The sequence below is a fragment of the Marinobacterium sp. YM272 genome (genome assembly GCF_050908845.1).
Taxonomy (GTDB): domain Bacteria; phylum Pseudomonadota; class Gammaproteobacteria; order Pseudomonadales; family Balneatricaceae; genus Marinobacterium_D.
The window spans coordinates 2,869,655-2,884,111 of record NZ_CP194171.1; the positions used below are offsets into that span (position 1 = coordinate 2,869,655).

The 14,457-nt window shown below is 58.7% G+C and carries 11 protein-coding genes and 1 tRNA gene; 5 read left to right on the forward strand and 7 right to left on the reverse strand.

Annotated features, from left to right (window positions below; translation table 11 throughout):
• Together ACQUQP_RS12700 and ACQUQP_RS12705 are read left to right on the forward strand one after the other, a co-directional pair.
• Positions 1-1,029, forward strand: coding sequence for an ABC transporter permease (locus tag ACQUQP_RS12700; protein ID WP_432695400.1), 1,029 nt, complete (start codon positions 1-3; stop codon positions 1,027-1,029).
• Positions 1,026-2,621 (forward strand): ABC transporter ATP-binding protein, encoded by a 1,596-nt coding sequence (locus ACQUQP_RS12705; protein WP_432695401.1) that lies wholly within the window; start codon positions 1,026-1,028, stop codon positions 2,619-2,621. Before ACQUQP_RS12700 ends, ACQUQP_RS12705 begins: the two co-directional genes overlap by 4 nt.
• Positions 2,622-3,168: 547 nt before the next feature.
• Here ACQUQP_RS12705 and ACQUQP_RS12710 read toward each other — a convergent pair.
• The 5 genes from ACQUQP_RS12710 to nfuA all read right to left on the reverse strand — a co-directional run bounded on the left by ACQUQP_RS12710 (position 3,169) and on the right by nfuA (position 8,961).
• Complete coding sequence (locus ACQUQP_RS12710; RefSeq protein WP_432695402.1) at positions 3,169-5,049, reverse strand: SurA N-terminal domain-containing protein; 1,881 nt, start codon at positions 5,047-5,049, stop codon at positions 3,169-3,171.
• A 105-nt stretch (positions 5,050-5,154) separates the two neighbouring features.
• Positions 5,155-5,231 (reverse strand) — tRNA-Asp (locus ACQUQP_RS12715).
• Positions 5,232-5,261: 30 nt separating this feature from the next.
• The gene (locus ACQUQP_RS12720; RefSeq protein WP_432695403.1) at positions 5,262-5,537 is read right to left on the reverse strand and encodes an HU family DNA-binding protein; all 276 of its coding nucleotides are present in this window, start codon (positions 5,535-5,537) and stop codon (positions 5,262-5,264) included.
• A gap of 137 nt (positions 5,538-5,674) precedes the next feature.
• Positions 5,675-8,098: an endopeptidase La gene (gene lon / locus ACQUQP_RS12725; RefSeq protein WP_432695404.1), complete on the reverse strand. Its 2,424-nt coding sequence runs from the start codon at positions 8,096-8,098 to the stop codon at positions 5,675-5,677.
• 269 nt (positions 8,099-8,367) lie between these two features.
• Positions 8,368-8,961 carry a Fe-S biogenesis protein NfuA gene (nfuA, locus tag ACQUQP_RS12730; protein WP_432695405.1) on the reverse strand — a complete coding sequence of 198 codons (594 nt, stop codon included), beginning with the start codon at positions 8,959-8,961 and terminating at the stop codon, positions 8,368-8,370.
• 143 nt (positions 8,962-9,104) lie between these two features.
• Between nfuA and ACQUQP_RS12735 the strand changes: the two genes are divergently transcribed.
• Complete coding sequence (locus ACQUQP_RS12735; RefSeq protein ID WP_432695406.1) at positions 9,105-10,271, forward strand: cation:proton antiporter; 1,167 nt, start codon at positions 9,105-9,107, stop codon at positions 10,269-10,271.
• Between the two features lie 13 nt (positions 10,272-10,284).
• Here ACQUQP_RS12735 and ACQUQP_RS12740 read toward each other — a convergent pair whose 3' ends face one another.
• On the reverse strand, positions 10,285-11,277 hold the full coding sequence (locus tag ACQUQP_RS12740) for a glycosyl transferase family protein (protein ID WP_432695407.1): 993 nt from the start codon (positions 11,275-11,277) through the stop codon (positions 10,285-10,287).
• 157 nt (positions 11,278-11,434) lie between these two features.
• Between ACQUQP_RS12740 and rlmD the strand changes: the two genes are divergently transcribed.
• Positions 11,435-12,811 (forward strand): 23S rRNA (uracil(1939)-C(5))-methyltransferase RlmD, encoded by a 1,377-nt coding sequence (rlmD, locus tag ACQUQP_RS12745; RefSeq protein ID WP_432695408.1) that lies wholly within the window; start codon positions 11,435-11,437, stop codon positions 12,809-12,811.
• Positions 12,805-13,431 (forward strand): RluA family pseudouridine synthase, encoded by a 627-nt coding sequence (locus tag ACQUQP_RS12750; RefSeq protein WP_432695409.1) that lies wholly within the window; start codon positions 12,805-12,807, stop codon positions 13,429-13,431. The genes rlmD and ACQUQP_RS12750 overlap by 7 nt, the downstream gene beginning before the upstream one ends.
• A gap of 4 nt (positions 13,432-13,435) precedes the next feature.
• Here the strand turns inward: ACQUQP_RS12750 and ACQUQP_RS12755 are convergent, their stop codons facing one another.
• A complete protein-coding gene (locus tag ACQUQP_RS12755; protein WP_432695410.1) occupies positions 13,436-14,386 on the reverse strand; it encodes a 2-hydroxyacid dehydrogenase in 951 nt (316 codons plus the stop codon).
• Positions 14,387-14,457: the final 71 nt, after the last annotated feature.

The window sequence follows — 14,457 nt, forward strand, 5'->3', positions numbered from 1 at the left end:
ATGCCGACGCTGACACCGATACAGCGCCGACGCATTCAGGCGTTCAGGCGCAACCGACGCGGCTTCTGGTCGCTCTGGATCTTCCTGGCACTGTTTCTGCTTAGCCTGGTCGCAGAGCTGATCGCCAATGACGAGCCTCTGCTGATCGGCTTTGCCGGTGAGCTCTACACCCCCGTTGTGCAGACCTACTCGGAGCTTGAGTTCGGCGGCGAATTCGATACACCCGCGGATTACAAAGATCCCTATATCCAGGAACTGATCAACGACAACGGCGGCTGGATGATCTGGCCGCCGGTACGCTTCAGCTACGACACGATCAATTACGACCTGCCGGTGCCGGCGCCCTCCCCGCCCAGCGCCGACAACTGGCTCGGCACCGACGACCAGGGGCGGGATGTGGTCGCCCGCGTTATCTATGGCTTTCGCATCTCGGTGCTGTTCGCCCTGGTACTGACGTTGGCAAGCTCCGTGGTCGGCGTCGCGGCCGGTGCAGTACAGGGGTATTACGGCGGCAGAATCGACCTGTTTTTCCAGCGCTTTATCGAAATCTGGTCCGGCCTGCCGGTACTCTTCCTGCTGATCATCCTGGCCAGCCTGGTGGAACCCAATTTCTGGTGGCTACTGGGGATCATGCTGCTGTTCTCCTGGATGAACCTGGTCGATGTGGTGCGCGCCGAGTTCCTGCGCGGTCGCAACCTGGAGTATGTACGCGCCGCCAAAGCCCTGGGGCTTGGCAATGTGCAGATCATGTACCGGCACGTGTTGCCCAACGCGATGGTGGCCACGCTCACTTTTATGCCGTTCATTTTCAACAGCGGCATCGTGACACTGACCGCCCTCGATTTTCTCGGTTTCGGCCTGCCGCCGGGCTCCCCGTCACTGGGCGAACTGGTCGCCCAGGGCAAGGAGAACCTTCAGGCGCCCTGGCTGGGCCTGACAGCCTTTCTGACACTCTCGCTGATGCTCACCCTGCTTATTTTTATCGGCGAAGCGGTAAGGGATGCGTTCGACCCAAGGAAAACCCTATGACCGATACACTGTTTGAGATTGAAAACCTGTCGGTCTGCTTTGGTGACCCGGACACCACGCCAGCGGTGGTCAAGGATGTCAGTTTCCGCCTGCAGAAAGGCCAGACACTGGCACTGGTTGGCGAGTCCGGCTCCGGCAAGTCGGTCACCGCACTGTCTCTGCTGCGCCTGCTGCCGCCGCACCAGGTCAGCTACCCGTCGGGCACAATACGCTACAAGGGTACCGATCTGTTACAGGCCAGCGAAAACCAGCTGCGCGACATTCGCGGCAACCGGGTCGGCATGATCTTTCAGGAGCCGATGACGTCGCTGAATCCTCTGCATCGTATCGAGCGTCAGATCTCCGAGACCCTGCGACTGCACCGCGGCGTTACCGGCCCCAAGGCACGCGAACGGGCGCTGGAACTGCTGAACCTGGTCGGTATCGATAACGCCGAGGAGCGCCTGCAGCACTACCCCCACGAACTCTCCGGCGGCCAGCGCCAGCGCGTGATGATTGCGATGGCACTGGCCAACGATCCGGAGCTGCTGATTGCCGACGAGCCGACAACGGCGCTGGATGTCACCATCCAGCAGCAGATACTGGAACTGCTCGGCGACCTGCAGCGCAAACTGGGCATGTCGATACTGCTGATCACCCACGACCTGAATATCGTGCGCCGCTATGCCGACCGGGTCTGCGTCATGTATCAGGGCAACATAGTCGAAGAGCAGCCGTGCAAAGCCCTGTTCAACGCTCCGAATCACCCCTATACACGCAAGCTGCTGGATGCAGAGCCCAGCGGCCGCCCCCAGGCATTGAACGATACCCCGGCACCGCTGCTCAGCGCGGATCATCTGCGGGTCTGGTTCCCGATCAAACGCGGCTTCTTTAAACGTACCGTAGACCACTTCAAGGCGGTGGACGGTGTCAGCCTCAGCATCGATCATGGTGAAACCCTCGGTATCGTTGGTGAGTCGGGCTCTGGCAAGACCACCCTGGCCATGGCTCTGCTTCGTCTTGCTTCGTCTAAAGGCGGGATCCGCTTCAAGGACGAGGCGATAGACCAGCTTAAACAGACCCAGCTCAAACCTCTGCGCCAGAAGATGCAGATCGTGTTTCAGGACCCCTACGGCAGCCTGAGTCCGCGCATGTCGATCGCGGAAATCATCGCCGAAGGGCTCGGCGTACAGGGGGTCAAAGACCAGGAGGAGATCGACGGCAGGGTAATTCAGGTTTTACGGGATGTGGGGCTGGACACCGAAGCTCGCCACCGCTATCCACACGAGTTCTCAGGCGGACAGCGCCAGCGTATCGCCATCGCCAGGGCACTGATCCTGAAGCCCGAGCTGATCGTACTGGACGAACCCACCTCGGCGCTGGACCGCACCGTACAGAAACAGATCATCGAACTGCTGCGCGACCTGCAGAAGCGTTACCGGCTCAGCTACCTGTTTATCAGTCACGACCTGGCGGTCGTCAGAGCCCTGAGCCATCGCGTCGCGGTGATGCATAAAGGCCGGGTTGTCGAGAGCGGCCCCAGTGACGCCATTTTTCAGCAGGCCCAGCACCCCTACACGCAAAAGTTGCTGGAAGCGGCCGGGATTAACTGAGCTTTGCATCAGGCCACTCGGAGCCGCACGAACAGCATTCCTTGAGCCTAAAAGTAAAAATCCACCTGCATAGCAGGTGGCTTTGCATGAAGCTCCCTATAAGGGAGCCTGGGTAAACCTACCGACTAATGCCTGGATCACCCCTATCCGCTTCCTTTTCGAGGCCGGTTTCGGCTGCTGCCGGGCAAAGGGACTTGTACGGACAAGTCCCTTTGCAATCCCAAACCGCCCCTATGGCTTGGTCGGCTACGCCGACTACCCTGTGCTTCTCATCTGAAAGAGCGGGACAGGCTTTCTTTCTAAAAATCAGTCGGCTACGCCTCAAACAGCCTGTCCCTTGCCTCTCTTTCAGCCTGCGATGCTCGGCTGCGCCAAAGGGGATAGATTGATGCGCTCAGATAACTATGAGACATCGAGCCCTGTTATCAATGAGGCACGAAACAGGCCTAGCCTTGACTAACCGATCACCACCTCGATAGGAGGTAGCTTAAGAGCGACAACAAAAAACCGGCAAAAATGCCGGTTTTTTTATCGAATGCCGCTGTGATCAGTTGGTTTCGATCTCAGCCTGGCTGCGCAGGGTATCAACATGGCTACGGTAGATCTGCTGCCCGCGCTGGGTCGCGATCATCGAGGCCAGCGCGCCGCGCTCCTCATCACTGAGGTCGGAGCTTCCCGCTTCGATGCCGCGCAGGGCAACCACCGCACGACCGCCGTTTTGCAACTCTGCGATCGCATAGGTCGAAGCGCCCTGTTCCGGCTTGGCCATGGCGAAGGCTTTCTGAACCACCGCTGCAGGCAGACTGGTATCGCCACGGGAAACGCCGGTGCTGGCATTCCAGCTGCTGTCCGCCTCAAGCTCTGTCAGTGCCTTGCCCTGCTTCAGGCCGGCCAGCAGTGTTTCCACACGAGCCTCCGCCTGCTGCTGCGCCTTTTCGGCGCGAAGCTGCTGCTCAATCTGGCCACGCACTTCGTCAAAGCCCAGCTGACGCGGTTCCTGGTGTTCCGCAAGATGGATGACAACAGTACGACCCGAATCCAACTCGATGGGATCGCTGTTCAGGTCGTCCTGCAGTACCTGGTCACCGAAGGCTGCGCCAACCACCTTCTGTGAAGCGGTGATGGCAGTTGAGCCACCGGTGCGACCGAAGGGCTCTGAGCTCTGAATCGGCAGTTCAAGCTCTTCAGAGGCGGCCTGGAGATCGGAGCTGGAGAAAGTCAGGTCAGCCAGACGCTCCAGAGCAGCCACATAATCCTGCTCAGCGGCCTCCTGAGCTACCTGGTCACGCAGATCGCTTTCCACCTCGGCCAGAGTTGGCGCATTGGATTCACGCACCCCTTCAAGCTGAATCAGGTGGTAACCGAACTCGGTGCGTACCGGCTCGGACACTTCACCCGGCTCCAGCGCAAACAGCGCGTCTTCGAACGCGTCCACGAAAACACCACGCGGATTGTAGCCGAGCTCGCCACCCTGCTCCGCGGAGCCCAGGTCACCGGATTCGCGCTTGGCAACATCAGCGAAGGTCGAGGTGCCATCAACGATCTCCTGGCGCAGCTCCTGAGCCTTGGCCAGCGCTGCATCGGCGTCACGGTCAGTAGTGATATCGACGAGAATATGGCGCGCATCACGCTCTTCATCAGCTTCGAAACCGGCCAGCATGCGCTCATACGCCGCCTGGATATCGGCATCGCTGACGTCGTCCGGACGTGCAAAATCCTGTCGATCAAGCAACAGGTAGTTCACACTGACCTGCTCTTCGGTTACCAGTGACTCGGCCTGTTCATCGTAGGCCGCCTGAAGCTCCTCTTCGCTGATCTCCACCGAGGCGGGGTCAACATTCACCGTCAGGTAATCGATATCGCGGGTCTGTCGATCGAGAGAGACCAGTCGCTTGAGTTCGCTCTCAGTGGAGAACTCGGACAGGGTGTAGCCGGCCTGCGCCTGCTGCAGCAGCTGCTCCTTGCGAATCAGATCCCTGTACATCAGCGGCGTGAAACCGGCGCTGCGCAGCACCGCTTCAAACTGGTTACGGTCAAACTTGCCGTCAAGCTGGAACTGGGGGGTAGAAACAATAATCTGGTCGATCATCTGCTCAGACAGATGGAAGCCCATCTCACGGGCGTTCTGCAGCAGCACGGTGCGCTGGATCAGGCCATCGAGCACCATCTGTCGCAGCAGTTTTTCATCGATGGCGGACGGGTCAGCATTTTCACCCATCTGTGCCAGAAGCTGGCGACGCTGAAGCTCCATCCCCTGAAACAGGTCCTGCTGGCTTATATCTTCACCGTTGACCTCGGCCGGTGCCGGCTCACGGTTGGTGAGACTGATCAGCGATTCCACGCCAAACAGCGCGAATGTGATTGCAATCAAGCCGACGATTACCTTGGCGATAATCCCCTTCGAGTTTTCCCTGATGGTTTGGAGCATTGTCTGAGTAAGCCTTAAGTTGGTATGCCTTACGAATTGATCGTCAAAGCGGGAACAAGTTCGACAAAAAAAAGCGCATTCAGGTTGAATGCGCTTTTTCGGATCTGGCGGAACGGACGGGACTCGAACCCGCGACCCCCTGCGTGACAGGCAGGTATTCTAACCAGCTGAACTACCGCTCCTGAACCTGATCAGCACTTTGAACGGCGCGTTTACTTGTTAACGGCGTCCTTGAGAGCCTTGCCAGGCTTGAAAGTCGGCAGAGTTGCTGCAGCAATCTCGATCGGATTACCAGTCTGCGGGTTACGACCGGTCCGAGCAGCGCGTTCCTTCACTGAAAAGGTACCGAAACCTACCAGCGCAACCGATTCACCCTTCTGCAGAGCACCAGTCACTGCATCCAGTGCTGCGTCCAGTGCGCGACCAGCAGCCGCTTTAGGAATATCAGCTGAATCGGCAATTGCGTCGATCAGTTCAGACTTATTCACATTGTTCCCCTTTTATGCGTCGAGTCGTTATTTTGCTCTATGTAAAAATTCTTACCCAGCGTGTAGTCACGCACTTTATACCAACTGGCTAAAACGAGTGTCAACTGGCCACAGCCCTTTTATTCCGGGGCCTCTGGCTAGTGCGTGCTCAATTGACCGGACTCATTCTTGCCGTTCTTTGGCTCCCCTGCAACCACTTTATCCTCCTCTTCGGAGAGCGGTTTTGGCTGATAGGCCAGCGCAATATCAAGAACCTCATCAATCCACTGAACCGGCTTAATGTCTAGATCAGCCTTGATATTGTCGGGAATTTCCTTGAGATCGCGTTGATTCTCGTCAGGAATAACGACGGTCTTGATGCCACCACGGTGTGCCGCCAGCAGTTTCTCCTTCAAGCCGCCGATCGGCAGCACCTGGCCACGCAGGGTGATTTCACCGGTCATCGCCACGTCGGATCGCACCGGAATCTGCGTCAGGGCTGAGACCAAAGCAGTACACATGCCGATACCGGCACTCGGTCCATCCTTCGGCGTCGCACCTTCCGGCACGTGAATGTGCAGGTCATGCTTCTCATGGAAATCAGAGCGGATACCCAGGGTACGGGCACGGCTTCTGACCACCGTCATCGCCGCCTGGATCGACTCTTTCATCACGTCACCGAGAGAACCGGTATGGGTCAGACGTCCCTTGCCGGGCACGACAGCGGCCTCGATGGTCAGGATATCGCCACCCACCTGTGTCCAGGCAAGACCGGTCACGTGACCGATCAGATCCTCTTCCTCGGCCATACCGAACTTGTGCTTGCGCACGCCACAGTAGTGCTCGAGGTTGTCGGAATTGACGACCAGCGACTTGTCTTCGCCACCCAGGGTGATCTCCTTGATCACCTTGCGGCACACCTTGGCAATCTCGCGCTCCAGGCCACGTACACCGGCTTCGCGGGTGTAGTAGCGGATCATGTCGATAATCGCCGAGTCGTCGATCTCCAGCTCTTTCGCCTTCAGACCGTTCTGCTTGATCTGCTTCGGCGTCAGGTACTTGCGTGCGATATTGAGCTTCTCGTCCTCGGTGTAACCGGGGATACGGATAATCTCCATGCGATCCAGCAGCGGACCCGGAATGTTCATGGAGTTGGAGGTGCAGACAAACAGCACGTCGGACAGATCGTAGTCCACTTCCAGGTAATGGTCGTTGAAGGTGCTGTTCTGCTCCGGATCCAGAACCTCAAGCAGCGCCGACGCCGGGTCACCACGGTGATCCATACCCATCTTGTCGATCTCATCGAGAAGGAACAGCGGGTTGCGAACGCCGATCTTGGAGATCTTCTGGATCAGCTTGCCAGGCATGGAACCGATATAGGTACGACGGTGACCACGGATTTCCGCTTCGTCACGCACCCCACCCAGGGCCATGCGGACGTACTTACGGTTGGTCGCACGGGCGATGGAGCGTCCCAGAGAGGTTTTACCCACACCCGGAGGGCCAACCAGACAGAGAATCGGACCGCGCAGTTTCTTGACGCGCTTCTGTACCGCCAGATACTCGATAATACGCTGTTTCACCTCTTCAAGACCGTAGTGGTCTTCGTTGAGGATCTTCTCGGCATGCTTCATATCCATGCGGACACGGGTCTTCTTGGTCCAGGGAATCTGCAGCATCCAGTCGATGTAGCCGCGTACGACGGTCGCCTCGGCGCTCATCGGCGACATCATCTTCAGCTTGTTGAACTCGGCCAGGGTCTTGTCGAGTGCTTCCTGGGGCATGCCCGCGCCCTCGATCTTGCGCTGCAACTCGTCCAGATCACTGCCACCGGACTCGTCCATATCGCCAAGTTCTTTCTGAATCGCCTTCATCTGCTCATTCAGATAGTACTCGCGCTGGCTCTTTTCCATCTGTTTCTTGACGCGACCGCGGATCCGCTTCTCGACCTCGACGAGATCGATCTCGGCTTCCATCAGTGACATCAGGTGCTCAAGACGCTGACGCGCGCCCAGCATCTCCAGCAGATTCTGCTTCTCATCCAGCTTCAACGCCATGTGGGCGGCGATGGTATCGGCCAGGCGGCTGACATCCTCGATGTTCTGCAGTGAAGAGAGAACCTCGGACGGAATCTTCTTGTTGACCTGGATGTAACGCTCGAACTGATCCAGTGCGGTCTTCTTGTATACGTCGGTTTCGGACGCACTGATGTTGTCGACCTCCAGCACTTCGACGCTGGCCGCGTAGTGGTCTTCTTCATCGGTCAGTTCGAGGATGCGCGCACGCTCCTCACCTTCCACCAGTACTTTGACGGTACCGTCCGGGAGTTTGAGCATCTGCAGTACTGTGGCAACCGTACCGGTGCTGAACAGATCGTCAAAGGAGGGCTCATCTTCGGATGCGCTCCGCTGTGCAACCAGCAGAATCTGCTTGTCGCGTTCCATCGCGAGTTCCAGCGCCTGGATCGATTTTTCCCGGCCAACGAAGAGCGGGATAACCATATTCGGATACACCACTACATCGCGCAACGGCAGCACGGGAAGCTCGACTGTCACCGCTTCGTTTGATTCATGTTGATCCATGATGAGTGCCTCTTAGCAGCGCACCGGCGTGAACCGATGCTGGGATAAATCTTGATTTAATGCATCTATGGGGGCCAACAACAGTATTACAACCGGTCAGGACCAAAATGCGTTGTACAGCGGGCGGAGGTGGGTTTACCTGTTGTTATATCAGCAATCAGGAGGTCGAACAAACGCAGGGGGAAGAGATGTCGCACAGAGGAAAGAGCGCCGACAACGGAGCCGCAACCACTGTGCGGCGCTCCGTTGCCGGGTTGATCAGGCGCTTATTACTTGTAGTAAGCGTTCTCGGTCTCGGAGTGATCGGTGACGTCACGCACACCGGCCAGACCCGGAACCCTTTCCATCAGTGTCTTCTCAACGCCGTCCTTCAATGTCAGATCGACGGCACTGCAACCCTGGCAGCCACCGCCAAAACGCAGTACGGCGACCTGGCCCTGCTCCGCCTCAACCAGCTCGACAAGTTTGACCTCGCCACCGTGAGCGGCGAGCCCCGGGTTGATGTCTGAATAGAGCACGTAGTTGATCTGCTCATCGATCGGACTGTCGGAAGAGACCTTGGGCACTTTGGCGTTGGGCGCCTTGATGGTCAGCTGGCCGCCCATGCGATCTTCCGCAAAGTCGATGGTTGCCTCTTCCAGATAGCGGATGCTGTTGGGCTCGATGTAGAAACGGATCAGTTCCATATCGAGTACCTCATCCAGCGGATCCACTTCATCCGGACGGCAGTATGCGAGACAGGTTTCTGCGTAGGGAGTACCCGGCTGGGTCACGAACAGACGTACCGCGATGCCCTCGACGTTCTGCTTTGCCAGCAGCTCCGCCAGATAGGACTCAGCGCTCTTGGAAACAGTAATATCCATCTTTAATCAAACCTTAGAAACCAACGTTAACCTGGCACTTAGGATACACACTTATAAATCCCGAGTAAATTGATTGGTTATTATCTGCTGCACCGCAAACAGGCTGTCTGATAGACTGATCGCTCAGTAGCAGGAGACAGCATATGATGGAGCACTCGGTTGTATTTTCGTTCTTCCTTATCTTTAGTGGAGCGGCCGTTCTTGCCTCCATCGCGCTGTACACCCGACAACCGCTGCTCGTTGCCTATGTTGTTCTGGGTGCCGCGCTTGGCCCCTGGGGTTTCCAGGCGGTTTCCGACACCAACCTGCTCGCCGACATCTCCCATGTAGGCATCATTTTCCTGCTGTTTCTGCTTGGACTGGATATGCAGCCCTCGCACCTGATCCATATGCTGCGCAAAGCCACCCTGGTGGCGGTGATCAGCTCGCTGCTGTTCATGGCTATCGGTTATGGCGTGGGGGTGCTGTTCGGATTCAATCAGACCGAATCCCTGGTGATCGGCGCCGCCGTGATGTTCTCGAGCACCATCATCGGCATCAAGCTGCTACCGACCACGGTTCTTCACCACCGCCATACCGGCGAACTGGTCGTCGGCCTGCTGCTGCTGCAGGACGTGGTGGCGATTCTCGTGCTGCTGCTATTGAACAGCGGCTCCGGAGAGAGCCCGGGTATGAGTTTTGCCCGCTCCATGCTCGCTCTTCCACTGCTGGCACTGTTCGCCTGGGGCTTTGTGCGCTGGGTACTGCTGCCCCTGCTGCAGCGCTTCGACCGCTTCCACGAGTACATTTTCCTGGTCGCCATCGGCTGGTGCCTGGGGATGGCAGAAGGCTCGGTGTACCTGGGGCTATCTGCCGAGATGGGCGCGTTTATAGCCGGCGTGGCGCTGGCGACCAGCCCGATCTCTCAGTACATCGCCACCAGCCTGAAACCGCTGCGGGACTTTTTCCTGATCCTGTTCTTCTTCTCGGTGGGCGCCAGCTTCAATCTCACCCTGATCGATGACATCCTGCTGCCGGCACTGGCGCTGACTATCGCGGTACTGGCGCTGAAACCCCTGGTGTTTCGCTACCTGCTCAAGGGAATCAGCGAGTCTTCCGAGACAAGCTGGGAGATCGGCTTCCGCCTCGGTCAGATCAGCGAGTTCTCGCTGCTGATCGCCTACCTGGCGTTCGCCGGCGGCATGATCGGCACCGAGGCCTCCCACGTCATCCAGGCCACGGCAATTCTCAGCTTCCTGCTATCAACCTATGTGGTGATCTTCCGCTATCCTTCGCCGATCGCCGTTTCCGACCGCCTGCGCCGGGACTGAACACGCCGGCGCGTCAAAAGCGCTGCCGGTCACGCTGCGACCAGAGTCGCCGCGCTTCTTCGAGCAGGCGCGGCTGGTCCTCGGGTTCAGAGGGCTTTAACAGGCGCAGTACCATCGCCAGGGTCGAGATCACGGCGCCTTCGCCGTAGGGATGTTCAAGCTCACCGCGCCAGAGTCGCAGCAGGTCCTCGGGGTCCAGCGACTCATCCTTGACCAGACGTTGCGGGTAGATCCTCGGCCAACTGCCGGTGGACAGCTCGCCGTTGACGATCCAGTGCAGGTCACAATCGCTGTCCGGCTTCACCTCGGCTTCGCCGCCGTCACCACGCACCGTAACCGCCTGATGGGTACCAAGCAGCTGGGCCGTTTTCTGATGCATCGGCGCATAGGGCGGGTGGAAGACACCATCGATGGTGACCTCGGCATTCAGCGGGTTCAGCATCCGACACAGGGTATGCACCGGGGAGCGGAGACCGAGAATACTGCGTAGCTGGATGATCTGCCCAAGCGGCGGGCAGAGCTGATCGATCGACAGGAAGGCAAAGCCATTGCGGCCCAGTTCATCCCCCACCTGCTGCCAATCCCGGCAGGAGGGCAAACCGAACAGTTTCAACATATCCTCGGTATAGATACGCCCCGGCGTATGCCCCCGCGCCCCATGCATGAAAACCGGTGTACCCTGCTCCGCCAGCACCAGTGCAGACAACAGAAACCAGGGCAGATGGCGCTTTTTACCGGCGTAGGAGGCCCAGTCAACGACAGCCGACAGACCAGCGGGCGGCTGATACCGCTCGCGTACCGCATCGGCAAAACCGGCCAGCTCCTCCGGCGCTTCCTCTTTTACACGCAGCAGCATCAGGAAGGCACCCAACTGCTCCGGGCGCACCTGGTCGTCGAGTATCATGCCCATCGCATGCCGCGCTTCATCACGGTCCAGCGACCGACTGCCCTTCTTACCCTTCCCCAGTATGCGCACGTACTGCGCAAACGGATGCTCCTGAGCCATACACGAACTCCCCAATGCTCTTACAGACAGACGCCGATCCGGCGCCGTTCACTCATCCGGCTTATTCTACATGAGAGCCTGCAGCTAGAGCAGCCGGGCGGTTCCGGCGCTGGCGGCAAGTTGATAGAATTGCGCCCCTATCAACGGGACAGACTTCATGAGCCGTAAACGTTTACAGTTTGGTGCCCCTCCCAAACGCAAAACCAGCCAACGCAAAACCAACCTTGAATCCGTACCTGAGCGATTCGAAGCGGACATCGAGAATCTGACACTCGAAGGGCGCGGCGTTGCCCGTGTCAGCGGCAAAACCGTCTTTGTCAGCGGCGCACTGCCCGGCGAGCGTGTCAGCGCCCACATTCAGGCGCGGCATAAGCGCTACGATGAAGCGGACACCGAACAGGTGCTTATTGAAAGCAGCGAGCGGCAACAGCCACCCTGTGCGCATTACGACCAATGCGGCGGCTGCCAGTTGCAGCACCTGCGTCCCGAAGCCCAGCTGAGCTACAAGGAGCAGCTGATCCTCGACCAACTGAGCCGCTTTGCCGACACCGTCCCGGAACAGGTTGCCAGCCCGCTGACCAGCGATGACCTGGGTTATCGCCGCTCGGCCCGCATCGGCATCAACCAGCGCTCAAGTGGCGAGCTGATCATCGGTTTCCGCCGCCAGAACAGCAATAAGCTACTGGATATCGACCGCTGCCCGGTGCTCGATCCTCGCATCAATCAACTGCTGGAATCTCTGCGCGATCTGCTCGCTGAGCAGGAGGGGATCAAGCACCTGACGCACCTCGATATCAGTTGCGGCGACACCGCCAGCGCACTGACAATCCGCGTCACCCGTGCACCCGACGAGACACTTCTTGAGTCAATCGGAAACACCTGTGCGGCACAGGGGTTCGCACTGTATATCGAAGACAATAGCGGTAACGTGGTACAGATTTCTGCTGATCCTAAGCAGCTTTCGTACGGCGTACTTAACGGCAAGCTGAATCTGCAGTTTGCCCCGGGTGACTTCCTTCAGGTCAATGCCGCCATCAACCATCAGATGATCGAACAGGCGCTCGAATGGCTCGCTCCCCGGGCGACTGACCGGGTACTTGACCTGTTTTGCGGTCTAGGCAACTTCACCCTGCCGCTGGCCACCCGTGCAGGCCGCGTGGTCGGCGTCGAGGGCTCGGCCGAGATGGTCAGCCGCGCCAAGAATAACGCCAAAGCGAATGGTCTCGATAACGCCGAGTTTTTCAAAAGCGACCTGAGCGCCGACATCCGCGAAAGTGTCTGGTACCAGCAAACCCGCCAAAGTGGTTTCGACCTTATTTTACTGGACCCGCCGCGCAGCGGCGCCGAAGCCTGCGTCCAGCGTCTGGCCGATTATGGCGCCCGAGCTGTGCTGTATATCTCCTGCAACCCGGCGGCCCTGGTACGCGACACCCAGCATATGAAAAAAGCGGGCTACCGTATGACCCGCTTTGCGGTGATGGATATGTTCCCGCACACGGCCCACGTGGAATCGATGGCGCTGTTCCAATGCTGATGCCAGAGGTCATCCATGCCGACGAGCATATCCTTGTGGTCGACAAACCCGCGAATCTGCTGTCGGTGCCGGGCAAGGGCCCGCAGGGCCAGGTCTGCCTTTCACGTCTGGTTCAGAGTGAATTTCCCACGGCGCGCATCGTCCACCGGCTGGATTACGCAACCTCGGGCATCATGGTTTTGGCGCTGACGGCTGAGGCTCACCGGGCCCTGAGTATTCAGTTTCAGGAGCGACAGACCGGCAAGCGCTACCAGGCGATTGTCAGTGGAACCCCTGACACTCTAGAGGGTGAAGTGGATCTGCCCCTGCGCTGCGACTGGGAGCGTCGCCCGCTGCAGATAGTGGATCACGAACAGGGCAAGGCGGCACTGACGCGCTGGCGGGCCACCGGCAAATCCGACCTGGGCACACGCATCGAGCTGCACCCGGTCACCGGTCGCTCGCATCAACTTCGAGTGCATATGATGGCGATCGGACACCCTATCGTCGGTGATGCTTTCTATGCGCCGGAAGCGATCCGGGCCGCCAGCCCGCGACTGCTGCTCCATGCCGAGATGCTGAGTTTCACCCACCCGGTCAGCGGCGAGCGCCTCAGTTTAGAGGCACCCTGCCCGTTTTAACTGGTCAGACAACCTGACGTGTTGGCTGCCCCCGCTTAAATGCCTCGATGTTTTCCGCCGTCTGCGCGATGATGCGGCTACGCGCCTGAATACTGCCCCAGGCGCTGTGAGGTGTGACTATCAGGTTGGGAATATCACCGGCCAGCAGAACATTGCCCTGACGCGGAGGCTCTTCGGTCAGCACATCGGTTGCCGCGCCCGCTATCTGCCCGTCACGCAGCGCCTGTGCCAGCGCGGCTTCATTGACAACGCCGCCCCTAGCCGCATTGATCAGAAAAGCACCCGGTTTCATTTTAACCAGCTGCTGTTCGGCGATCAGATCCCGGGTGGCATCGGTGAGCGGGCAGTGCAGGCTGATCACATCCGCCTGCTCCAGCAGCTGATCCAGATGCACTCGCCCTTCCGGCACCTCGTCGCTGCCGGGGCGGGCAGCCACGACCACATTCATTCCCAGACAGTTTGCCAGACGCGCTACCGCCTGCCCCAGCGCACCGTAGCCAACAATGCCGAGCGTGCGCCCCTCCACTTCAACGATGGGAAAATCCAGCAGACAGAACTGCTGAGCGCGGCCCCAGTCGCCGGCACGTACCGCCCGGTCATAGTCAAGCAGACGGGTATGCAGCGCCATCATCAGCGCAATCACATGTTGCGCCACGGAGCTGACACCGTACCCCTGGGCATTGCAGACCGGTATGTTAGCTTTGGCCGCGGCCTCCAGATCCACATTGTTCACCCCGGTGGCGACAACACAGATCAACTTCAATGCGCTGGCGGCGCTGATGGTTTCAGCATCCAGCCGGACCTTATTGGTGATCACCAGGTCAAAGCCTGCGATGCGTGCGGCAACCTCTTCCGGCGCGGTTACAGGATAAGTGACCAGCTCATCGACGCAGGCTTCGATGGGGGAAAGATCCAGGTCGTCGAGACTGACCAGATCGAGAAACACGGCTCGCATTATAAAACTCCCAGCAAAACAAAAGGGGTAAGCTTCTGCTTACCCCTTTATCTTAACCCGCCTGAGCGGCG

Excerpts from the sequence above, each read along its gene's own strand:
- ACQUQP_RS12700 (WP_432695400.1), top strand. The coding sequence starts at position 1 with ATGCCGACGCTGACACCGATACAGCGCCGACGCATTCAGGCGTTCAGG.
- ACQUQP_RS12705 (WP_432695401.1), top strand. The coding sequence starts at position 1,026 with ATGACCGATACACTGTTTGAGATTGAAAACCTGTCGGTCTGCTTTGGT.
- ACQUQP_RS12710 (WP_432695402.1), bottom strand. The coding sequence starts at position 5,049 with ATGCTCCAAACCATCAGGGAAAACTCGAAGGGGATTATCGCCAAGGTA.
- lon (WP_432695404.1), bottom strand. The coding sequence starts at position 8,098 with ATGGATCAACATGAATCAAACGAAGCGGTGACAGTCGAGCTTCCCGTG.
- nfuA (WP_432695405.1), bottom strand. The coding sequence starts at position 8,961 with ATGGATATTACTGTTTCCAAGAGCGCTGAGTCCTATCTGGCGGAGCTG.
- ACQUQP_RS12735 (WP_432695406.1), top strand. The coding sequence starts at position 9,105 with ATGATGGAGCACTCGGTTGTATTTTCGTTCTTCCTTATCTTTAGTGGA.
- ACQUQP_RS12740 (WP_432695407.1), bottom strand. The coding sequence starts at position 11,277 with ATGGCTCAGGAGCATCCGTTTGCGCAGTACGTGCGCATACTGGGGAAG.
- rlmD (WP_432695408.1), top strand. The coding sequence starts at position 11,435 with ATGAGCCGTAAACGTTTACAGTTTGGTGCCCCTCCCAAACGCAAAACC.
- ACQUQP_RS12750 (WP_432695409.1), top strand. The coding sequence starts at position 12,805 with ATGCTGATGCCAGAGGTCATCCATGCCGACGAGCATATCCTTGTGGTC.
- ACQUQP_RS12755 (WP_432695410.1), bottom strand. The coding sequence starts at position 14,386 with ATGCGAGCCGTGTTTCTCGATCTGGTCAGTCTCGACGACCTGGATCTT.